Source organism: Polaromonas sp. (genome assembly GCF_012927415.1).
Classification (GTDB): Bacteria; Pseudomonadota; Gammaproteobacteria; order Burkholderiales; family Burkholderiaceae_C; genus Polaromonas.
On record NZ_JABBPF010000086.1, the window covers coordinates 1 to 20,505 of the forward strand.

General features: G+C 62.1%; 20 protein-coding genes. 9 read left to right on the forward strand and 11 right to left on the reverse strand.

Annotation, left to right across the window (positions count from 1 at the left end):
• The coding region (locus HHJ19_RS08945) for a tripartite tricarboxylate transporter substrate-binding protein (protein WP_296906097.1) at positions 1–333 on the reverse strand (333 nt) is incomplete at its 3' end.
• Positions 334–465: 132 nt separating this feature from the next.
• On the opposite strand from HHJ19_RS08945, the gene HHJ19_RS08950 reads away from it, so the two are divergent.
• On the forward strand, positions 466–1,371 hold the full coding sequence (locus HHJ19_RS08950; protein ID WP_296906100.1) for an AEC family transporter: 906 nt from the start codon (positions 466–468) through the stop codon (positions 1,369–1,371).
• Between the two features lie 151 nt (positions 1,372–1,522).
• Here HHJ19_RS08950 and queG read toward each other — a convergent pair whose 3' ends face one another.
• Positions 1,523–2,572 (reverse strand): tRNA epoxyqueuosine(34) reductase QueG, encoded by a 1,050-nt coding sequence (gene queG / locus HHJ19_RS08955; RefSeq protein WP_296906144.1) that lies wholly within the window; start codon positions 2,570–2,572, stop codon positions 1,523–1,525.
• A 15-nt stretch (positions 2,573–2,587) separates the two neighbouring features.
• On the opposite strand from queG, the gene tsaE reads away from it, so the two are divergent.
• From tsaE to HHJ19_RS08970, 3 genes are all read left to right on the forward strand, one after another.
• On the forward strand, positions 2,588–3,106 hold the full coding sequence (gene tsaE / locus HHJ19_RS08960; RefSeq protein ID WP_296906147.1) for a tRNA (adenosine(37)-N6)-threonylcarbamoyltransferase complex ATPase subunit type 1 TsaE: 519 nt from the start codon (positions 2,588–2,590) through the stop codon (positions 3,104–3,106).
• Positions 3,103–4,548: an N-acetylmuramoyl-L-alanine amidase gene (locus HHJ19_RS08965; protein WP_296906105.1), complete on the forward strand. Its 1,446-nt coding sequence runs from the start codon at positions 3,103–3,105 to the stop codon at positions 4,546–4,548. The genes tsaE and HHJ19_RS08965 overlap by 4 nt, the downstream gene beginning before the upstream one ends.
• Before the next feature lie 160 nt (positions 4,549–4,708).
• A complete protein-coding gene (locus tag HHJ19_RS08970) occupies positions 4,709–4,924 on the forward strand; it encodes a glycine zipper 2TM domain-containing protein (protein WP_296906107.1) in 216 nt (71 codons plus the stop codon).
• Between the two features lie 100 nt (positions 4,925–5,024).
• Here HHJ19_RS08970 and HHJ19_RS08975 read toward each other — a convergent pair whose 3' ends face one another.
• From HHJ19_RS08975 to HHJ19_RS08990, 4 genes are all read right to left on the reverse strand, one after another.
• A complete protein-coding gene (locus HHJ19_RS08975; protein ID WP_296906110.1) occupies positions 5,025–5,174 on the reverse strand; it encodes a hypothetical protein in 150 nt (49 codons plus the stop codon).
• Entirely contained in the window at positions 5,171–5,401 is a 231-nt protein-coding gene (locus tag HHJ19_RS08980; RefSeq protein ID WP_296906113.1) for a hypothetical protein, read from the reverse strand. Before HHJ19_RS08980 ends, HHJ19_RS08975 begins: the two co-directional genes overlap by 4 nt.
• 21 nt (positions 5,402–5,422) lie before the next feature.
• Complete coding sequence (locus tag HHJ19_RS08985; protein WP_296906116.1) at positions 5,423–7,261, reverse strand: long-chain fatty acid--CoA ligase; 1,839 nt, start codon at positions 7,259–7,261, stop codon at positions 5,423–5,425.
• A gap of 90 nt (positions 7,262–7,351) precedes the next feature.
• Positions 7,352–8,005, reverse strand: coding sequence for a VTT domain-containing protein (locus HHJ19_RS08990; RefSeq protein ID WP_296906119.1), 654 nt, complete (start codon positions 8,003–8,005; stop codon positions 7,352–7,354).
• Positions 8,006–8,089: 84 nt separating this feature from the next.
• Here HHJ19_RS08990 and mutL point away from each other — a divergent pair, with 84 nt between their 5' ends.
• The gene (mutL, locus tag HHJ19_RS08995; protein WP_296906121.1) at positions 8,090–9,997 is read left to right on the forward strand and encodes a DNA mismatch repair endonuclease MutL; all 1,908 of its coding nucleotides are present in this window, start codon (positions 8,090–8,092) and stop codon (positions 9,995–9,997) included.
• Positions 9,998–10,166: 169 nt separating this feature from the next.
• Here mutL and HHJ19_RS09000 read toward each other — a convergent pair whose 3' ends face one another.
• Positions 10,167–11,018 (reverse strand): oxidoreductase, encoded by an 852-nt coding sequence (locus HHJ19_RS09000; protein ID WP_296906124.1) that lies wholly within the window; start codon positions 11,016–11,018, stop codon positions 10,167–10,169.
• A 205-nt stretch (positions 11,019–11,223) separates the two neighbouring features.
• On the opposite strand from HHJ19_RS09000, the gene HHJ19_RS09005 reads away from it, so the two are divergent.
• Genes HHJ19_RS09005 through HHJ19_RS09015 form a run of 3 tightly spaced genes read left to right on the forward strand, consistent with a single transcriptional unit; the run spans position 11,224 to position 13,832 of the window.
• Entirely contained in the window at positions 11,224–12,111 is an 888-nt protein-coding gene (locus tag HHJ19_RS09005) for an alpha/beta fold hydrolase (RefSeq protein WP_296906127.1), read from the forward strand.
• A 48-nt stretch (positions 12,112–12,159) separates the two neighbouring features.
• Complete coding sequence (gene miaA, locus HHJ19_RS09010) at positions 12,160–13,188, forward strand: tRNA (adenosine(37)-N6)-dimethylallyltransferase MiaA (protein WP_296906130.1); 1,029 nt, start codon at positions 12,160–12,162, stop codon at positions 13,186–13,188.
• Positions 13,185–13,832 (forward strand): ABC transporter ATP-binding protein, encoded by a 648-nt coding sequence (locus tag HHJ19_RS09015; protein ID WP_296906132.1) that lies wholly within the window; start codon positions 13,185–13,187, stop codon positions 13,830–13,832. Before miaA ends, HHJ19_RS09015 begins: the two co-directional genes overlap by 4 nt.
• 201 nt (positions 13,833–14,033) lie before the next feature.
• Here the strand turns inward: HHJ19_RS09015 and HHJ19_RS09020 are convergent, their stop codons facing one another.
• Positions 14,034–14,972: a substrate-binding domain-containing protein gene (locus tag HHJ19_RS09020; protein WP_296906135.1), complete on the reverse strand. Its 939-nt coding sequence runs from the start codon at positions 14,970–14,972 to the stop codon at positions 14,034–14,036.
• Positions 14,973–15,219: 247 nt separating this feature from the next.
• Here HHJ19_RS09020 and HHJ19_RS09025 point away from each other — a divergent pair, with 247 nt between their 5' ends.
• Positions 15,220–17,805 (forward strand): FtsX-like permease family protein, encoded by a 2,586-nt coding sequence (locus HHJ19_RS09025; RefSeq protein ID WP_296906138.1) that lies wholly within the window; start codon positions 15,220–15,222, stop codon positions 17,803–17,805.
• 26 nt (positions 17,806–17,831) lie between these two features.
• Here the strand turns inward: HHJ19_RS09025 and HHJ19_RS09030 are convergent, their stop codons facing one another.
• The 3 genes from HHJ19_RS09030 to HHJ19_RS09040 all read right to left on the reverse strand — a co-directional run.
• A complete protein-coding gene (locus tag HHJ19_RS09030) occupies positions 17,832–18,842 on the reverse strand; it encodes an inorganic phosphate transporter (protein ID WP_296906140.1) in 1,011 nt (336 codons plus the stop codon).
• 26 nt (positions 18,843–18,868) lie between these two features.
• Complete coding sequence (locus tag HHJ19_RS09035; protein WP_296906142.1) at positions 18,869–19,516, reverse strand: DUF47 domain-containing protein; 648 nt, start codon at positions 19,514–19,516, stop codon at positions 18,869–18,871.
• A gap of 385 nt (positions 19,517–19,901) precedes the next feature.
• Positions 19,902–20,505, reverse strand: a 604-nt coding sequence (locus tag HHJ19_RS09040; protein ID WP_366929396.1) for a DUF3299 domain-containing protein, incomplete at its 5' end; no start/stop codon positions are given.

Consider the following 20,505-nt stretch of genomic DNA (forward strand, 5'->3'; position numbering starts at 1 on the left):
CGGGTTGTAGGGGATTTTCGGGTTGATGGCGGGGTTGGCCGCAGTCGTCGACACGGTCGCCATGCCGAGCGAATAGCCATCCGGTGTGGCGCGGGCAGTTTCGGTCGCGCCAATCACACCACCACCGCCGGCCTTGTTTTCAATAACAACGACCTGGCCCAGCGCCTTGCCCAGGGGTTCCGCAATGACGCGGCCGATGATGTCGGTGGTGCCGCCCGGCGCAAATGGTATTTGCAGCTTGACAACCTTGCTGGGGTAGCCCTGCGCCAGGGCAGATGAGGTAGCCGCACTCAAGGCGAGCGCGGACAGGGCAAACAGATGACGGCGTTGCATATTCAATTCCTTGCGATGAGTCCAATAGGGATCGTATACGCTCGCGGCGCTCCTGCCACTTGTGGATTACGATAAGTGCCTGTTTGCGATCCATCCGGGCAAACCCGGATTTTTTACGGTTATTCTTGACCCGTGAATTATGCGCAACTTCTTTTTCCGGACTTCTCGCTGATTCTTTGCGGCTACCTCGTCTGCCGCTACACGGCCCTGAACCGTACCGTTTGGGAGCAGGTCGAAAGCCTGGTTTATTACTTCCTGTTTCCGGTCTTGCTGTTCCAGTCGATTGTCAAAAGCCCGCTTGATTTCGGCGCCACATCCAGTCTGATCAGTTCGGGCTTGCTGCTGGGCGTGGCGGGCATCGCATTGGCCTACAGCCTGCCGTATCTGCCCTGGCTGCGCCGGAATATCAATGCGCGCGATCATGCGGCCAGTGCCCAGGTGGCCTTTCGGTTTAACTCGTTCATCGGCCTGGCGTTGGCCGAACGGCTGGGCGGCAGCCAGGGCCTGCAGTTGTTTGCGGTGCTGATCGGCGTCTGCGTGCCGCTTTCCAATGTGGCCGCGGTGTGGCCCATGGCCAGACACGCCGGGCGTGGCTTCCTGCGCGAACTGCTGCGCAACCCGCTGATCCTCGCCACGGCGACCGGCCTGGTGGCCAACCTGCTTGGTTTTGCTCTGCCCGGCTGGACCCAGCCCACGCTGACGCGCATCGGCGCGGCGGCGATTGCGCTGGGCCTGATGGCCGCCGGTGCCGGCATGCAGTTTGGCCATCTGTCGCAGGCCAAAACACTGGCCGTCGCGGTGCTGTCGATACGGCATTTTTTCCTGCCTCTCGTGGCGCTGGGACTGAGCCTGCTGTTTGGCCTTTCGGCCGTGCAGGCCACACTCCTGCTGGCGTTTTCCGCGCTGCCCACCGCGTCCAGCGCTTATGTGCTGGCGGCGCGCATGGGCTACAACGGCGGCTACGTAGCCGGCCTGGTCACCCTGTCAACCCTGCTCGGCATGCTGAGTTTGCCGTTTGCACTCGGCCTGCTGGCGTAAATTCGCGGCGCGGCAAGTCCGTTTTTCAGAACAGATGCAATAGGCTTTTGCTATACTTTTAGTAGCAAACTATAACCGTATTAATTGGACGTGAGGCCAGTTTTATTGAAAATACGGAAATTGCGGGTGCCATGGCAAGCCGATGGCGCACTCAAGGCGAAAGCGCCCAAAGCACATGCTCGCGTACCAGTTCGGCCGGATGATCCGCGCGCGCCTGCAAGCTCGCCCGTATCGCCGCATCGTCGACCAGCCCGCCGCGCAAGGCGTTGCCCATGGCGACGGCAATATTGCGCAGCCAGCGTTCGTGGCCAATGCGGCGAATCGGTCCGCCTTCAGTGAAGCGCAAAAACTCTTCTTCACTCCAGGAAAAAAGGGTCACCAGCTGCTGCCCGCCAAGACCGCGCCGTTCATCAAAGTCAGGCAGGGCGCTGCGCTGGGCGAACTTGTTCCAGGGGCAAATCAGCTGACAGTCGTCACAGCCGTAAATCCGGTTGCCCATGAGCGGCCTGAGCTCCAGCGGAATCGGCCCGGCGTGCTCAATAGTCAGATAGGAAATGCAGCGCCGCGCATCGAGTTTGTACGGCGCAATGATGGCCCGCGTCGGGCAAACGTCGATGCAGGAATGGCAGCTGCCGCAATGCGGCGTCACTGGCGCGCTCGGCGGCAGGGCAATGTCCACGTAGATTTCGCCCAGAAAGAACATCGAGCCCGCTTCACGATTCAGCAGCAGCGTGTGTTTACCGCGCCAGCCCTGGCCGCTACGCGCGGCCAGTTCGGCTTCAAGCACCGGGGCCGAATCGGTAAAGGCGCGGTGTCCCAGTTGCGTCACCTGTTCGCCAATCCGCTCACTGAGCTTTTGCAGCCGGCCCCGCATCACCTTGTGGTAGTCGCGCCCCCGGGCATACACAGAAACAATGCCTTCGGCGGGCCGCTCGAGGCGGCTCAGTTCCATGGCCTGCCAATCGCCCGGCCTGGCCGGCGTGGACGCCGGCAAATAGTCCATGCGTGCCGTAATGACGCTGACGGTGCCGGGAATCAGCTCCGCCGGGCGGGCCCGCTTGAGCCCGTGTGCCGCCATGTAATGCATGTCACCATGAAAACCAGCGGCCAGCCAGGCCGATAATCCAGCTTCGGCCGACGACAGGTCAACACCGGCGATGCCAATTTGCGAAAATCCAAGCTCGCGCGCCCAAGTCTGAATTTGAGAAACGAGATGATGACTGTTCAAATGATTGCTGATAAGCACCCGTTGATTGTAAAAAACATGGTCTGGCGCGATGAGGCTGCGACCCAATCGTTTGCGCAGTCGCTGGCGCGCCAGCCGGCGATCGGCCGCGCCCTGATTGAGTTGCAGGGTGATCTGGGGGCCGGCAAAACGACGTTTGCGCGCCACCTGCTCAAAAGCATGGGCGTCGAAGGCCGAATAAAAAGCCCCACGTATGCGGTGGTGGAAGCTTACACGGTAGCTGCACCGGCGCTCGAGTCAGGTCACAATCCAGTGGTGTCCATCTGGCACTTCGATTTTTACCGTTTCAACGACCCACGCGAGTGGGAAGAAGCTGGCTTTCGCGAACTATTCGCCAGCCCCGGGCTCAAGTTGGTCGAGTGGCCCGAAAAGGCCACAGGTCATTTGCCACAGCCCGACCTTGTGATTGATATTGACATGCTCGCCAACGAATCGCGCTCCATCACGCTGAAGGCCTACACCCCCACCGGGGCTGAGCTGCTGGCATGAAAAAACAGGTTTCCCGACCATCCGTCAGCCGCCGCGCTGCCTTGCAAATGGGCAGCGTGCTGTTACTGTTGGGCGTGCAGCATATTGCTCGCGGCGCCACGATTTTGGCGGTGCGCGTCTGGCCCTCCAAAGACTACACACGGCTCACCATCGAATCCGATGTGGAAATCAAGGCCCGCCAGTTCTTCATCCCGGAGCCGCCACGCCTGGCCGTCGACATTGAGGGTATAGATCTGATTCCAGCCTTGCGCGAGCTGGTGGCCAAGGTCAAATCGGACGACCCGAACATCTCGGGCATTCGCGTCGGCCAGAATTCACCTGGGGTGGTGCGGCTGGTGATGGATCTTAAAAAGCCGATGCTGCCCCAAGTCTTCATCTTGCGTCCGGTTGCGGCTTATCAGTACCGGTTGGTGTTTGATCTTTACCCGGCCCAGGCGGCAGACCCGCTGGAAGCGCTGATTGCCGAACGGCTGTCGGGCAGCGCGCCGGAAGCCGTCAGCACTGCTGCCCCGGGCGCAGAGGTCGACCCGCTTGGCAACCTGATGGCGCGGCAATCCGGCAAAGCGAATGGGGGCACGGCAACCAGCGCCAGTCAGGCGCCCGGCAGCAAGCCGGCGGCCACGCCCGCGCCCGAAAAGGCCCAGCCGCCGGTCGCGATCACACCCCCCTTTCTGGCAGAAGCCGCGCCGTTTCCCAAAGGCCGTTCAGGACCCGGGGCAGAAGGCAAAACCGACCGGCTGGTCATCGTCGCACTGGACCCAGGCCATGGCGGCGAAGACCCCGGTGCGGTCGGCCCCGGTGGCACGCGGGAAAAAGATGTGGTGCTGCAGATTGCGCACCGCCTGCGCGACCGCATCAACCAGCAGCCCAATATGCGCGCCTACCTGACGCGTGATGCCGATTTTTTCGTGCCGCTTCATATCCGTGTGCAAAAGGCGCGCCGCGTGCAAGCCGACCTCTTCATCAGCATTCATGCAGACGCGTTCTTTACAGCCAGGCCGCAAGGCGCTAGCGTTTTTGCATTGAGCGAAAAAGGAGCCTCGAGCAGCGCCGCGCGCTGGATTGCCGACAAGGAAAACTCGGCCGACCTGGTCGGCGGCATCAACGTCAAGGCCAAGGACGCGCAGGTTCAAAAAGCGTTGTTTGACATGAGCACCGCGGCGCAAATCAAGGACAGCGTGAAACTGGGCAGCGCCATGCTGGGCGAAATCGGCAATGTCGGAAAACTTCACAAGCCCCGGGTCGAGCAGGCCAGCTTCGCGGTGCTGAAGGCACCCGACATTCCCAGCGTGCTGGTGGAAACCGCCTTCATCAGCAACCCCGACGAAGAAGCCCGACTGCGCAGCGATGAGTACCAGATCCAGCTCGCCGACGCGCTGATGCGTGGCATCTCGCAATATTTCTCCAAAAATCCGCCGCTGGCGCGCAATCGTGCGCTTTAGTTCCCCGCAGGACGGCCACAAGCCGACGGCTAGCAGTGGCATCCTCCTACATGCACGATCCAATACCGGGTATTACAATCAAATGACAGGCAGCGCCGGCCCTTCACGCCGTGGATGCAGCTGGCGAAAGAGCCTGAATCTCCCGAAAAAGGTGACTCTTATGAATACAAAAGTTTTGATCTCCGTGGCTGCTGCGTCCCTTATCGCACTCACTGCTTGCGGAACCAATCCAAGCAATGCGCAAATCGGCACCGCCACTGGCGCAGTGCTTGGAGGCGTGGCCGGCAGCGCAATCTCCGGCGGCAGCACGCTGGGCACGGTGGGTGGCGCCGCTGCAGGTGCGTTGATCGGCAACGAAGTCGGCAAAAAACGCTGATCGGGCTGGTTGACCTACCCTTTGTGATCAAGTCAAATCGGGCAAATCAGTGAGTTGACAATCAACTTGCTGTCATACAAATAAAGACGACTGCTGAATTTCAGCACTCGTCTTTTTTTAATGACTCGTCGATATGGATGCTCACGTTGTAAACCCAGTTCAAGCCGCCCGGCCGGGTTAAAAAAGGTGAGTCGGGCGCCTCGGCCTTGATCACGCCCTGCCCGTTCGGTTTTTCTTCTCGGCGCGTCACAGGCCGAAGATGACAAACCAGGTGCGCAGCAAATTAGCGTGATACGGGTCCCTGATATTCTCCATCATGAGCTTAGCGTTTCCGGGAATGCGCTGACGGTTGCGACCCGGCAACCTTCGCTCGCGCGCACCCTCGGGCTCTTTGAAGCTGCGGTCCCGCCATTGCATGCCGTGCGGGACCAACGGGTCCTCCAGCGGCTTGATGTCTTCGCTGAAAGTGGCAAACACCAGGCCCTGCAGCAGCGAGGTTTATGCGGACGGCGCATCCCGACGCCCACCCGCTGAATACAGCGCCTCGATTTCGCGGCTGTAGCGCTTCATCAGGTTGTTGCGCTTGAGCTTGAGCGTCGGCGTCATCAGGGTGTTTTCAATGGTCCAGGGGGCCAGCGTCAGGCACACTGCCCGCGGCGTGGCGTAGCGCGCAAAATCCCTTGTCTGCAACGCCATGCGTGCCAGCGCCGCCTTTTGGACGGCGGGCAGCTCCAGGCTGGCCGGGTCTTCGGGATTGAGCCCGAGCGAGGCTGCCAAACGCTGCCATTCAACCAGGTTGACCACCACCACGCAGCCAATGAAGGGGCGGTTTTCTCCGACCACAAGCACCTGTTCGAACAGCGGGTCAACGGCAATCGCCAGCTCCAGATCGGCGGGTGGCACCTTCTCGCCGGTCGAGGTAACAATAATTTCCTTGATTCGGCCCATGATGCGGATGCGGCCCTTGTCGATGTCCGCCTGGTCGCCGGTCGAGAGCCAGCCGTCCGCTGTCAGCACCCGGGCGGTGTCTTCCGGCCGCCCCCAGTAGCCCTTCATCACCGAGGGGCCGCGCACCTGCAGCTCGCGGTTCTCGCCGATACGCACCTCCACACCGGGCAGCGCGCGGCCGACGGTAGCGGGGTCGTTGTCGTCCACGCCATTGGCCGCCACCACGGGTGTGGTTTCCGTCATGCCGTACCCCTGCAGCACCGGCACGCCGAGACTTAGAAAACAACGCGCCACGGCATGCGACAGCGGTGCCCCACCGCTCACGGCAACACGCAAGCGCCCGCCAAACTGCGCCTGAAGCTTGCGTGCCACCAGGCGCTCGAGCAGCGGCCACACCAGCCGGTCCAGCGCGGCCCAGACACTGCGCTCGCCTTCGGCCAGCGGCAAGTCCTGCAGCCGGCAAAAGCGCCGCCAGCCCACCGCCTGCGCCGCTTCAAACAAACCGGTCCTGAAGCGCGAGCCCGCCAGCGACTCATGCAGTCTGGCAAACACACGCTCGTAAATGCGCGGTACTGAAATCAGCACCGTCGGCCGCACGGTTTTCAGGTCTTCGGCCAGCAGCGCGACCGAGCGCGCGTAGGCCACGCAACTGCCCACCGCCATCGGCAGGTAATAACCGGCCGTGCGCTCAAAGGTGTGAGACAGCGGCAGGAAGGAAAGGAACACGTCGTCTGCCGTGGGCACGACGCGCTGCAAAATCGCTTGTATGTTGGACATGACGTTGCGGTGCGTCAGCATCACGCCCTTGGGCTTGCCGGTGGTGCCCGAGGTGTAAACGATGGCCGCCAGATCGTCCCCGGCCGGTGCCAGCACAGCAGCCGTATGGCCCTGGTCCGCCGCCAGCCAGCCGGCCAGCGGATAGATCGCCACGGCTTCGCCGGTGGCTGGGATCGCGTCTACCTCGTCGGTGACCACAATGCCCCGCAGCGCGGGCAGTGCCAGGCCCAGGCCTTCAATCGCGCGCCACTGCGCGAGCGAAGACACCATCAGCATACACGCCTGGCAGTCAGACAGGATGTAGGCAATGCTGCCGGGGTTGTCGACGGCATGCAGAGGCACTGGCACAAAACCCTGTGCCAGCGCCGCCTGGTCTAGGCTGACCGCATTCAAGCCGTTGGGCAACAGGATGGCGATGCTTGCATGGGGCGGCAGCTGCATGGCGGCCAGCGCCTGACGCCATTGCGTGATGCGCTCGCTGAATCCGGCCCAGCGCGTGCTGATCCATTGGCCCGCGCCGGCGTCGAATTCACGGTAAGCCTCGCCTTGCGGACTTTGCGCGACGCGAAAGGCCAGCAGTTCAGGCAGGGTGCGAACATCGGAAAGTTTCATGGTGTCGGTCATCTGAAAGTACCCGCGACGTCACGGGTTGGAAAATTCCTGAATCCTAGGGGGGCAGGATGAGCAAGCGGGTATCAGCGGTTAGACCGGGGCTCGTCCAGTCTGGCGCCGGGCGCGCCAGGCGCCGAAAACCACCAGCAGGCCGGGGACCGCGATCATGGCCCAGATGATCTTGTCCAGATGCGCCTTGACAAAGGGCACGTTGCCAAAGAAAAAACCCGCCGTAACGATGCCGCCGACCCAGAGCGCGCCGCCAATCACGTCGAACAGCATGAATTTGCTGCGCGTCATTTGCGACACACCGGCGACGAAGGGCGCGAAGGTCCGCAAAAATGGCATGAAGCGCGCCGCCACAATGGTGATGCCGCCGTAGCGTTCGTAAAACGCATGCGCCTGGTAAAACGCCTTTTTGTTAAACAGCCTGGAGTCGTCCCACTGGAACACCTTGGGCCCGAAATAACGGCCAATGGTGTAGTTGCACTGGTTGCCCAGCACCGCTGCGGCAAACAGCAGCCCGACGGCCAGCGGATAGCTCATCAGCCCCACGCCGCACATGGCGCCAACCACGAAGAGCAGTGAATCCCCAGGCAAAAACGGCATGACGACGACGCCGGTTTCGACAAAGATGATGATGAACAACAGCGCATAGACCCATGTGCCGTAACTGGTGACAAAAGTCTGCAGATGCTTGTCGACGTGAAGGATGAAATCGAGGAGAAGGGAGACTGTTTCCATGCCTGGATTTTGACAGGTCCGAAACCCACGCCCGGCAAGGGGCTGGCAGAGCGGACGGGAGGCTGCGCCTAAAATGATTTGCAGATGACTCCCCTCCCCCCGGCCCCGCGCCGTCCCATCCGCGACCTTCCCGACGAACTGATCAGCCAGATTGCGGCCGGCGAGGTGGTCGAGCGCCCCGCCTCCGTGGTGCGCGAGCTGGTGGACAACGCGCTGGACGCGGGCGCCGGCCAGGTGACGGTGCGCCTGTCAGCGGGCGGCGTGCGGCTGATTTTGGTGGAAGACGATGGCCAGGGCATTCCGCGCGAAGAGCTGCCGGTTGCCCTCAGGCGTCATGCCACCAGCAAGATCGCCTCGCTGCAGGACCTGGAAGCCGTCGGCACCATGGGATTCCGGGGCGAGGCGCTGGCCGCCATCAACGCCATTGCCGACATGAGCCTGCTGTCGCGAACACTCGAGGCCGAACACGCCTGGCAGCTCGACGGCCGTACCGGCGAACTGCACCCGGCGGCGCGCGCGCGCGGCACCAGCGTCGAAGTGCGCGAGTTGTTTTACGCCACGCCGGCGCGCCGCAAGTTCCTGAAAACCGATGCCACCGAGCTGGCGCACTGCGTCGAGGCGGTGCGCCGCCATGCGCTGGTGCGGCCGGATGTCGGTTTTGCGGTTTGGCACGAAGGCAAGCTGGTCGAGCAGTGGCGCGCCTGCAGCAGTGATTTACCCGACGGGCGCAGTGCGGCTCTTGAACAGCGCCTGGCCGATGTGCTGGGCGCTGATTTTGTCGGCCAGTCCGTCGCTGTCCATTACGAAAGCCCAGCCCGGCGCGCCGATGGCCTGCCCGCCGTACGGGTCTGGGGCCGCGCAGGCATCCCCGACGCAGCCCGCTCGCGCGCCGACCAGCAGTTTGCCTACGTCAACGGCCGCTACGTGCGAGACAAGATCATCACGCACGCGGCGCGCAGCGCTTACGAAGACGTGCTGCACGGCCAGCGCCAACCGGTTTACGCGCTGTATGTTGACATCGATCCGGCACGGGTAGACGTGAACGTGCACCCGACCAAAATCGAAGTACGCTTTCGTGACAGCCGCGAGGTGCATCAGGCGGTGCGCCATGCGACGGAAGATGCGCTGGCCGCGCCGCGCTCGGCAGCGGCAGCGGCATCCGCCGGCGACACACTGCCTGAAAATGCCGGGGAGCAGACCGAAAACCGGGTTTTTCGATCAAATCAGGCTTACGTCCATCAAGTATGGGCACAGTCAGCTATTTATTTAGGAGCAAACCGAAACAACCATGCCTCCGACTTCGAGGCGGTGTGGCCTGCCCTGCCAGCCGCGCAGGGCAGTGTTGCGACTGCAAGCACGCCCGGCACGGCGTCGGCAGCGGCGCCCTCGGGCAGCCTGCCAGCCGGCGACTGGCCGCTGGGCCGCGCGCTGGCGCAGCTGCAGGGCGTGTACATCCTGGCCGAAAACAGCCAGGGGCTGGTCATTGTGGACATGCATGCCGCCCATGAGCGCATCGTCTATGAGCGGCTGAAAAACCAGCTTGACGCCTCCCGCATTGCCAGCCAGCCGCTTCTGATTCCAGCGACTTTTGCCGCCACGGCGCAGGAGGTGGCAACGGCCGAAGCCAGTGCCGAAACCCTGGGCATACTGGGCCTGGAAATCACGCCTTTCTCACCCAGAACACTGGCAGTGCGCGCCGTTCCCACCAGCCTGACCGCCGGCGACGCCGTCGAACTGGCGCGCAGCGTGCTCGCCGAACTGGCGCAGCACGAAGCCAGCACCGTCATTCAGCGCGCCCGCAACGAGCTTCTTTCCACCATGGCCTGCCACGGCGCGGTACGTGCCAATCGGCGACTGACGGTTGACGAAATGAACGCCCTGTTGCGGCAGATGGAGGCCACCGAGCGTTCAGATCAGTGCAACCACGGCCGGCCGACCTGGCGCCAGGTCAGCCTGAAAGATCTCGACAGCCTGTTTTTGCGCGGGCGCTAAGTCTTGAAGCGGCGCGACCTCGCCTTTTCAGGTTGTCGACCTACTGGCCCACTCGTATATTCATCGCTTCCAGCGCCAGACTGACAGGGCATGGCGGGCTTCTTTACCCAGAAATCCGGGAAGCCAGCCGGTGCCGCAAGTCACCACCAGCCCGTCTCGTCTGCCGGCCTTATCTTTTGGCGAAATCGGTCGCCACGCCCTTCTCGCGCCAGGCCTCAATCTCGGCCAGACTCTTTTTGAGGGCACCGGTGACCGCATCAACCCCGAAAGCCCCAAGCACGAAATGGCGTGGCGGATTTTCAATTTCGGTGATGCCCATCATGGCCTGAGCAATGCTCACCGGATCGCCGGCCTGCTGCCCGCTGTTCGTGCGGGTGGCCTTGAGCCGCGCACCCACCGCTTCGGCGTAATCGGCGATCAGACTCGGCGTCTGCGTCATTGAACGCCCAGCCCAGTCGGTTCGAGCCGGCCCTGGCGCCACGCAGGTCACCTTGATGCCGAGCGACTCGACTTCGGCCGCCAGCGAATCCGACCAGCCTTCCACCGCATGCTTGGTGGCGGCGTAATAGCCCGAACCCGGAAAGCCGATGTAACCGGCCACCGACGTGATATTGATCACATGCCCCCGACGTTGCGCCCGCATGCCCGGCAGCACGGCCCGGGTCATGGCGAACAGACCAAACACGTTGGCGTCGAACTGAGCACGGATTTGCGCCTCGACGCCTTCCTCGACCGACGACAGATAGCCATAGCCGGCATTGTTGACAAGCACATCAATGCGTCCGAAGCGCTGGTGCGCCGCTTCAACCGCCGCATCTATTTGTCCGGCGTTGTTGACATCAAGATTTATCGCCAGCACACGGTCCTCGGCGCCCTGCACGAGGTTGGCCAGGCGCGCCTTGTCACGCGCCGTCACAACGGCACGCCAGCCGCGCGCCAGCACCTGCTTGGCCAGTTCATGACCCAGACCGGTCGAGCAACCGGTAATGAACCAGACTGGGGAATTTTGTGAAGAAGTCATCTGCATTTCCTCTGATGAGTTTTGAAGCCCTCCGGTAAGCCGGAGTTGGAAAATATTAAACCTGCTATTTAATTGCCTTGCGGCGGCCAGAGTTATCGGTTCGGCGCTGGAACGTTGTGGGCGCCAGGCTCCCGCATCATTGACCGCCAAAGAACCGGGTTTCACGACCGAGAACTATTTCGCGCCAAACTGGTCAGTCAATACAATGAAATACTGGCCTGTCCTGACCTCCCTGTTGTTGGCATCTGCCGTGCTGGCTGGTTGCGCCGCACTCGACGAAAAGCAGCGCGGCTGGATTTTCCAGCCCAGCGACCGTAGCTGGGGGGCCAGCGCCGAAATGGCCAAAGACATGCAGGACGTGTGGATTGATTTCGACTCCCGGAGCACCAGCCGCCCAGCCAGGCTGCATGGCCTGTGGCTGCCTGCAGATGGAAAAACCCCAGCCTGGAACGGCGCCCCGGCGCCCGGGCGGCGGTATATGCACCGCGCGGGCTGGAACGTGGAAGGATCCGCGCCCCGCATACGCCACATGCAGGAACTCGGGTTTTCCGTGCTGGCCGTTGATTACCGGGGTTTTGGCAAAAGTTCGCCCGACCTGCCCTCCGAAGACATGGCTTATGAGGACGTGCGTGCGGCCTGGGACTGGCTGGGCGTGCAGCACCCGGGCCGGCCGCGCTACATCTTCGGCCATTCGCTGGGCGGTGCCGTGGCCATCGAGTTGGCTTCCCGGGTGGATGACGAAGCCGGCACCATTGTTGAAGGAACTTTCACCTCGATTGCCGATGTGCTGGCCCCTCTGAAATGGGGCTGGTTGCCGCTTGGCCCCCTGATCACGCAGCATTTCGAGTCGATCGGAAAAGTCGGCCATCTGGGCGCGCCGTTGCTGGTGGTGCACGGCGCCAGCGACAACCAGATCCTGCCAGCGCTCGGACGCAAATTGTATGAAGCTGCCCGGGGGCCCAAGGCTTTTGTACTGGTCGAAGGCGGCTCCCACCACAACACCAATGAGCTGGGACAGGCGCAGTACCGCGTGGCACTGGCCAGTTTGTTTGGCACGGCCGCCTCCCAAGGCACTGCAGGCGGCGGCGAGTAGGCCGTCAGGTCACCAATGCCGGCGCGTCTTTCTGGTAGCCTTGAGCGCATGTCTGTTTCCCCTGCTCCAGCGCAAAGCGATTCACCTCAGCTTCCTTATTACATTGCCCTGGCGGGCCCCACGGCGTCGGGCAAGACCGCCGCTGCGCTGGCCATCGCGCGACATTACCCGGCCGAAATCATCAGCGTCGATTCAGCGCTTGTCTACCGGGGCATGGACATCGGCACGGCCAAGCCCAGTGCGGACGAGCTGGCCGCAACAAAGCATCACCTGATCGACATTCGCGATCCGCTCAAAGCCTTTAGTGCCGCTGAATTTGTGTTGGACGCGAGGCGACTGATTGACGACATCAGCGCGCGCGGCAAGCTGCCGCTGCTGGTGGGCGGCACTATGCTGTATTTCAAGGCATTGTTCGACGGGCTTGACGACATGCCCAAAGCCGACGCGGCTGTGCGCGCCCTGCTGGCGCTCGAGGCGGCCGAAAAAGGCTGGCCAGCGCTGCATGAGGCGCTGGCTCGGGTGGACCCGGTCACGGCCGCACGGCTGGAACCCAATGACTCGCAGCGCATCTCGCGTGCACTGGAAGTGTTCAAGTTGTCCGGCCAGCCGCTGTCATTTTTCCACCAGCAAAACGCCAGCAAAACCACGGCCGCCAGCGACCGGGCGGTGAGCACTCCCACTTTAATTTCCCTTGAACCAGCGGATCGAGCCTGGCTGCACCGCCGCATCGCCCAGCGTTTTGACGCCATGTTGGCAGCGGGCTTTCTCGATGAAGTGAAGGCGCTGCGCGCACGCGGCGACCTGAACCCCGATCTGCCCTCGATGCGCTGCGTCGGCTACCGCCAGGCCTGGGAAGCGTTCGATGCGCAGGCGGCGCGCGGACGCGACGGCACTTTCGCCCCCAGGGAACCGAACGAGCTTCGCGACAAATGCGTTTTTGCAACGCGGCAGCTCGCCAAACGGCAGATCACCTGGTTGCGCTCCATGGCGCAGCGTCAAATCGTCGCCTGCGACGCGCCCGACGCACTGGAGCAGGTTCTCGCACTGGTAAAGCTGCACGCCGGGTCTTTCCGATGACCTTGCAGATCAGACAGCTGGGCAAACGTTACGGCGACTCCGTCGTATTCAGCCAGGTGACGCTTGACGTGGCAGCCGGCGAGTTTGTCGCCATCGTCGGCGAATCGGGCGTCGGCAAATCGACCCTGCTCAATTGCATGGCCGGGCTGGACAGCTGGGATGAAGGCTCGGTCACGCTAAATGGTGCGGCGCTGGGATCGATGAGCGATGACCAGCGCGCGCTGCTGCGCCGCCACCATGTCGGTTTCGTGTTTCAGGCGTTTCATGTGCTGCCGCACCTGGACGTGGCGCAAAACGTGGCGCTGCCGCTGCTACTGCTGGGCCAAGCCGACGATGCGCGAGTGGAAGCCCTGCTGGATGCAGTCGGCTTGAGCGGCCTGGGCAGGCGTCTGCCGCAACAGCTTAGCGGTGGACAATTGCAGCGCGTGGCAATTGCCCGGGCGTTGGTGCATCGCCCCGGCCTGCTACTGGCCGACGAGCCCACGGGCAACCTCGACCCCACCACCGCCGCAAAAGTAATGGATGCGCTGATAGCACAGACCCGGCAGCACCGCGCGTCCCTGGTGCTGGTGACGCATTCCGAAGCCGCCGCCGCCCGGGCGGACCGGGTGCTGCATTTGAGCGCCGAAGGTATTCGAGAGTGATTCGGGGCATGGCATACAACCGGCTTCCGAAAATTTTGCCGCCCTGACCCACCGCGATATTTTTCCCGACGTCATCGCGAGGCCGCCGGCCACAGCGATCCATGGTGGCTTGAGCGCGCAGATAAATTGCCGCACCACGCTCACCATGAGGGCGAACGGGCAGGGACACTCTGCTAGCTGTGATGCACGAAGTCCAGCACCTTATTTGAGAGAACCTGCCAGGCGCTTGGCATTTTCCTGGTACTGCAGCGTGCGCAACGGCACCAGATTGGCAAAGCTCACGAACTTGTCCATATCCTTGACGAGCGAATTTACGTAAGCGACGTCATCGGCGGGCGCCTTCATCAAGGCTGCGGTATTTATATACAAATACACCGTGCGGGAGAGCTTGTCGTATTTACCGGCAGAAATCTCATCACTACCTGGCATTACGGGGCCGGCACCAAAATCGACCGCCACTGTCCGCACCTGACCCTCCATCGCCTTGGCTTCACCGATCGGTAGAAATCCAAGCGCGGTATCGTTTGCCGCAAGGTATTTGGCGGTTTCGGTGTGGTCTTTCAGGTCTTTGTAATCGGAGCGCAAAAAGCCCTTCAAGCCGATACTTTCACTGAAAAAACCAAAGGTTGCATGCTTGATGCCAACGCCCGCCGCCTTGATGGGCGTATCCGGAAAACTGGGGCGAATCTGCTTCCACGAGGTAATTTTGCCAGCCGAAGCGGGGTCAAAAATCTTGGTAATTTCAGCTAGCGTCAAGTCTTTCAGCCAAACGTTCTTGCTGGAAACCGCCAGTGCGACGGCGTCGAGGCCAACAGGAATCTCGGTGACCGGGATGCTTGACTTGGCACAACTTTTTGACTCTTCGCTGTTTATCAAGCGGGATGCACCGGCCAGCAAAGCAGCTCCGCTGCAAAACTCTTTGAACCCCGGCGTAGTGCCGACATTGTGCATTTGCGGCTTGTACGTGGCGCGCCCACGAACAAACCTCACCAGAGCTGCTTCCACTACGGGTTGCACTGTATCCGAGCCAGTGTAAAGCGACATGCTTTGCGCAAGCACAGCCGTCGGTGCTATTGCCAGCGCCATCAAGGCCGCAACCAAACGGTAAATCGTAAACTTCGATCTTGTATGTAATTTCATAGTTGACATTTTTTGCAAATTAAAAAAAATTGGAATGTATCTACTTGTAATTGCAGATCAATAAATTGTTCGTAATTTGTAAGCCGATAATGTGTCTGCTTGTAATTTCCCGTTAATGGATTGCTTTTTTAACGTAAAAGTTTCGGTTAAATGCGCAAATTTGTTACAGAATGTTAGCTTCAGACTTACTGCTGTTTGCGGTTGTAAGGGCAGAAAATTTCAGTCCGACTAATTCACAATAGCGAGCATGCATGCTCTGCTTCGTACCTTCTCCTGGCAAGAACTCCGCCACCATCCCTGGCGCAATGCCGCCGCCGTGGTGGCGGTGATGCTGGGCGTGGCGCTGGCGTTTTCGGTGCATCTCATCAATGCCTCGGCCTTGAGCGAATTTTCGCAGGCGGTACGCGCCGTCAACGGCCAGCCTGATCTGGAGTTGCGCGCCGTACAGGGCAGTTTTGACGAAAGCCTTTACCAGCGCGTCGCCGGCAGCGCGCAGGTGAGCATGGCCAGTCCGGTGCTGGAAATCACGACCTATGCACTCGATGCCAACGGCGACCAGGCCAGGCGCCAGCAGCTGCGAATCATCGGCATCGATGCGCTCGCCGTGGCGTCGGTTGCGCCAGCGTTGATGCCCGTGCCATCCAGCGGCGCAGACCGCATGGCGCTGTTTGCACCCGGCACGGTCTTTCTCAACCCTGCGGCGCGCCAGGTTTTCAGCAGTGGCCGCCTGCAGTTGCAAGACGGTCTGCAGTTGCGTGACGTGACCGTGGCGGGCAGCGTGAGCGCCGGCGGCGGGCCGCTGGCCGTGATGGACATCGCTGGCGCGCAAGAGCTGTTTGGCCGCGGTGGCAAGCTCACCCGCATTGACGTTCGGCTCAAGGCTGGCAGCGACGCGCGCAGCTTTGCCGAGTCGCTCGACTTGCCGCCCGGCATCACCGCCAGCGCACCGGGCGACGCTGCGGAGCGCGTCAGCAGACTCTCGCGCGCCTACCGCGTCAACCTCACGGTGCTGGCGCTGGTCGCACTTTTTACCGGCGCGTTTCTGGTGTTCTCGGTGCTGTCTCTCAGCGTGGCCAAACGGGCGCAGCAATTTGCGCTGCTCGGTGTGCTCGGCCTCACGGGCCGTGAGCGCCTGCAACTGGTGCTGGTCGAATCGCTGGTGCTGGGGCTGATTGGCTCGCTGGCCGGCATCGCGCTGGGGACGGCGCTGGCGGCGCTGGCGTTGCGGTTGCTGGGCGGTGATCTCGGCGGCGGCTATTTTGCCGGTGTGGCACCGGTCCTGCAGTGGAGCAGCGCCGGTGCCTTGAGCTACGGTGCGCTGGGCGTGGCGGCGGCGGCGGTGGGCGGCTGGTGGCCGGCACGGGCCGCGCAAAAACTGCCGCCGGCGCAAACCCTCAAGGGGCTGGGCCTTGCGCCCGGTAGCGGCGGCACCGGCCGCTGGCTCAGCACCGGTTTGATTGCCGCCGGCGTCCTGCTGGCCTTGCTTCCGCCAATATTTGACATTCCGCTGGCGGCTTATCTGTCGGTCGGTTTTCTGCTGGTCGGCGGCATCACGGCATTGCCATGGCTGATCAAGCTGCTTTACGACCAGCTCAGTCCGTGGGTCGCGAACCGCCTGCTGCCGCTGCTGGCCGTCGAGCGGGCACGCCGGGTCCGCGAGAGCGCGGCGGTGGCGGTCAGTGGCGTCGTCGCATCGCTCAGCCTGGCGGTGGCGCTGACGGTGATGGTGGCGAGCTTTCGCGATTCGGTGACGCACTGGCTCGATGTGGTGCTGCCGGCCGATCTGTATGTGCGCATGACACCGGGCGCCTCGGCCAGCGACACGGCTTACTTTTCACCCGAATTTGTGCAGGGGCTGGCCGGTTTGCCCGGCGTGGCGCGCGCCAGCACTCTGCGCAGCATGCCCTTGCTGCTCGACGCCGGCAAACCCGCTGTCACGCTGATTGCGCGCGCCATTGACAACCCGGCGACCACGCTGCCACTGCTCGGACCCGCGCTTCCAGTGCCAGCCGGACAAATCGGCATCTATGTCAGCGAGGCGATGGTCGACCTGTACGGTGCCAGGCCGGGCAGCATTTTTTTGCCGCTTTCACAGGCTTTTGGTGCTGTTGTCCAGGTAAATCGGTCATCTGCTGCTACTGATTTAATAGCAAACCCGGCGCCAGCGCAATTTTATGTCGCCGGCGTCTGGCGCGACTACGCCCGCCAGTCGGGCGCCATTGCGATAGCGCAACGCGACTTCGAGCGCCTGAGCGGCGATCCGCGCGTCAACGACCTGGCTCTGTGGCTCAGTGCCGGCGCGAAAGACGCCGATGTACAGCAGGCGATACGCGACCTGGCCGAGCGGCAGTCGGGCGGCGGCGCGCTCATAGAGATGGCCTCGGTCAGCCAGATTCGCGCCAACTCCCTGAGAATTTTTGACCGCAGCTTTGCCGTGACCTACTGGCTGCAGGGCGTGGCGATTGCCATCGGCCTGTTTGGCGTAGCAGCAAGTTTCAGCGCCCAGGTGCTGGCGCGCCGCAAGGAGTTTGGCCTGCTGGCACACCTGGGCTTGACGCGTCGGCAAATCCTCAGCGTGGTGGCTGGCGAAGGCGCCGCCTGGACCGTGATTGGCGCGCTGGCAGGGCTTGCCCTCGGCCTGGCGGTATCGGCGGTACTGGTGTTTGTGGTGAATCCGCAGAGTTTTCACTGGACCATGGACCTGCAGCTGCCATGGCTGCGCCTGCTGCTGCTGTGCGCGGCGGTCGTGCTGGCCGGCACGCTGACCGCCTGGCTGGCGGGTCGCGCGGCGGCAGGCAAGGACGCAGTGCTGGCAGTCAAGGAAGACTGGTAGCTGTCGGCCAGCCCGCTGACGCGAGCTTAAAAAAGCTGCAGGCTGAGCCAGTAGGCCAAGGCTGCGACGAAAGCGGACGCCGGAATGGTGAAAATCCAGGCCCAGACAATCGTGCCCGCCACGCCCCAGCGCACGGCAGAAGCGCGCCGCGTGGCGCCGACGCCGACAATGGCGCCCGTGATGGTGTGGGTGGTGGACACCGGAATGCCAAGCGCGGTGGCCAAAAACAGCGTTATCGCGCCGCCGGTCTCGGCGCAGAAGCCGCCCACCGGCTTGAGTTTGGTAATTTTCTGGCCCATGGTCTTGACAATGCGCCAGCCGCCAAACATGGTGCCCGCCGCAATCGCCGTGTAGCAGCTGACAATCGTCCAGGTTGGCGGCAAGGCATCGCTGGCCGGGATGTAGCCGGTCGCAATCAGCAGCATCCAGATGATGCCGATCGTTTTTTGGGCATCATTGCCGCCGTGGCCCAGACTGTAGGCCCCCGCGGAAACCAGTTGCAGGCGGCGAAACCAGCGGTCAACCCGCGACGGCGTGGCGCGCCGGAAAGTCCACGACACCAGCACCATCATCATGGAGCCGAGCAGAAAACCCAGCATTGGCGAAACAAAAATGAAGGCGACGGTTTTCCAGATGCCTTCGGCGATCAGTGAACTCGCGCCCGCCTTGGCAATCACCGCGCCCACAATGCCGCCAATCAGCGCGTGCGATGAACTGCTGGGAATGCCGTAAATCCAGGTCACAAGGTTCCAGGCGATGGCACCCATCAGCGCGCCGAAAACGACGTGGGTGTCCACCACCCCCGGCTGGACAATGCCCTTGCCCACGGTCGCTGCGACGCTGAGGTGGAAGATGAAAAGTGCCAGCAGATTAAAGACGGCCGCAAACACGACGGCCTGGCCGGGTTTGAGCACGCCGGTGGAGACCACGGTCGCAATCGAATTGGCGGCGTCATGAAAGCCATTCATGAAGTCGAAGGCGATGGCCATGATGACCAGCAGGGCCACAACCCAGAGAGCGGTCTGTGCAGTTTGCATAAGAAGTACGGCTCAGCCTGCAGCGTTCAGGAGTTTTCGAGGACGATGCCCTCGATCAGATTGGCCACGTCCTCGCACTTGTCGGTGATGGTTTCCAGCAATTCATAAACTGCCTTGAGCTTGATCAGTTCGCGCACATCGGGCTCTTCGCGAAACAGGCGGCTCATGGCCGAGCGCATGACATGATCGGCGTCCGATTCCAGTTTGTCGATCTCCTCGCAGGTCTTGAGCGTGGCTTCGGCCGTCGCCGCATCCCGGACCTTTCCGATCAGCGACACAGCATCCTTGAGCCGCTCGCAGCACCTGACGCTCAGGTCTGTCAATCGCACGATGTCTTCCGTCATGTGACGCACGTCGTACAGCGCCATCGTTTCGGCGGAATCCTGGATCAGGTCAGCCACGTCATCCATGGTGTTGATCAGCTGGTGGATCTGGTCCCGGTCAATCGGTGTAATGAACGTCTTGTGCAATGCACGGTTGACCTCTTGGGTGATGCGATCGGCGGCGCGCTCGGCGTTGTCAACTTCGCGGTTGTAGGCCTCGCGTTTTTCCACGTCGCTGTAGTTGGCAACCATATTTGAAAAGGCATGCGCGGCTTCGACAATGCGGTTGGCATGCTGATCGAACATCTCGAAAAAGTTACCTTCGCGCGGCAGCAATTTGCCAAACAGCATGCTTAATCCTCAGAAATTAGGCCAGAAATATGACGGTTTTATGACTGCGGGAAGTTTAACCGCGAAGGCTTTCAGTCCGGCCTGTGCGCAGGTCGGGCTTTTTGCGGCGGTGCCTGCCAGCGTGAAGCCCCGTTTTTTTGCACCAGGGCCGAAGGTCTGCCAACGGCGGCCCGGATCGCCACGGGAAATTCCGCACCCGCTTATCGGAACTGTCCTGCGCCAGTTCCAGCAACTCCGTGGCGCTGGTCAGCAGCACTCTGCGGCAGGTCGCCGCGAAGATTCCACAGCGTGGCGGCCGAAGTTCAGCGGCAGGCGGGCAGTAACGGTCATAACGGCCGTAAGGGCCATGAAGGGCCATGTAGGCCATGAACCCGGATCCAGCCAATCAGTTGACGCTGGTCGCGTCAGTGATGCGGTAATAAAGTCCGTAGGAATCATCAGGCAGCACCAGGAAACGGCCTTCAACCACCACTGGCTCCATGCTGTATTTGACCGGCTTTTTACTTTTGACTTCAACCATGCTTTCGGGTCCGCCCGGAATACAGAATGGACAGGTCAGCGGCACCGCCGACAACAGGAAATGGGTCTGGCTTGCGCCCGGATCAAGCGGCATCATGAAACCCTGGATGCGCTGAGTCCTCTGGTTGAGCGCCATCTGCTCCATGGTGAACAGCGGAAGAATCCGGTTTTTCTCCCGCCTGGTGTTACCGGTAGTGAGGGCCGACAAGGCAATCACGTCATCGCGGGCAGCCAGCGGCGGGAAAAGACTGTTAGCGCCATGTACCCCGGGGCCTTGCCCGACGGCAAAATCAAGCGGGGTGGGCGGCGGCTTTGTGATTTTCGATGCAATCGGAGGCGAAAGCGTCTGCGCAGACGCGCCGGTTGAAACCCGATACAGGGGACAAGCTGCCGCCAGCGCCGGGGTTATACGAAGAAACCAACGACGCGTCGGCGCATCTGTCTGGGGTTCGGGGCTCAGGTCGGGCTCC

Bases quoted from the DNA above. Each gene is read 5' to 3' on its own strand.
- HHJ19_RS08965 (WP_296906105.1), top strand. From the start codon at position 3,103: ATGAAAAAACAGGTTTCCCGACCATCCGTCAGCCGCCGCGCTGCCTTG.
- miaA (WP_296906130.1), top strand. From the start codon at position 12,160: ATGTCTGTTTCCCCTGCTCCAGCGCAAAGCGATTCACCTCAGCTTCCT.
- mutL (WP_296906121.1), top strand. From the start codon at position 8,090: ATGACTCCCCTCCCCCCGGCCCCGCGCCGTCCCATCCGCGACCTTCCC.
- HHJ19_RS09020 (WP_296906135.1), bottom strand. From the start codon at position 14,972: ATGAAATTACATACAAGATCGAAGTTTACGATTTACCGTTTGGTTGCG.
- tsaE (WP_296906147.1), top strand. From the start codon at position 2,588: ATGACTGTTCAAATGATTGCTGATAAGCACCCGTTGATTGTAAAAAAC.
- HHJ19_RS09000 (WP_296906124.1), bottom strand. From the start codon at position 11,018: ATGACTTCTTCACAAAATTCCCCAGTCTGGTTCATTACCGGTTGCTCG.
- HHJ19_RS08970 (WP_296906107.1), top strand. From the start codon at position 4,709: ATGAATACAAAAGTTTTGATCTCCGTGGCTGCTGCGTCCCTTATCGCA.
- HHJ19_RS09015 (WP_296906132.1), top strand. From the start codon at position 13,185: ATGACCTTGCAGATCAGACAGCTGGGCAAACGTTACGGCGACTCCGTC.
- HHJ19_RS09025 (WP_296906138.1), top strand. From the start codon at position 15,220: ATGCATGCTCTGCTTCGTACCTTCTCCTGGCAAGAACTCCGCCACCAT.
- HHJ19_RS09005 (WP_296906127.1), top strand. From the start codon at position 11,224: ATGAAATACTGGCCTGTCCTGACCTCCCTGTTGTTGGCATCTGCCGTG.
- HHJ19_RS09030 (WP_296906140.1), bottom strand. From the start codon at position 18,842: ATGCAAACTGCACAGACCGCTCTCTGGGTTGTGGCCCTGCTGGTCATC.
- HHJ19_RS08985 (WP_296906116.1), bottom strand. From the start codon at position 7,261: ATGAAACTTTCCGATGTTCGCACCCTGCCTGAACTGCTGGCCTTTCGC.
- HHJ19_RS08990 (WP_296906119.1), bottom strand. From the start codon at position 8,005: ATGGAAACAGTCTCCCTTCTCCTCGATTTCATCCTTCACGTCGACAAG.
- HHJ19_RS09035 (WP_296906142.1), bottom strand. From the start codon at position 19,516: ATGCTGTTTGGCAAATTGCTGCCGCGCGAAGGTAACTTTTTCGAGATG.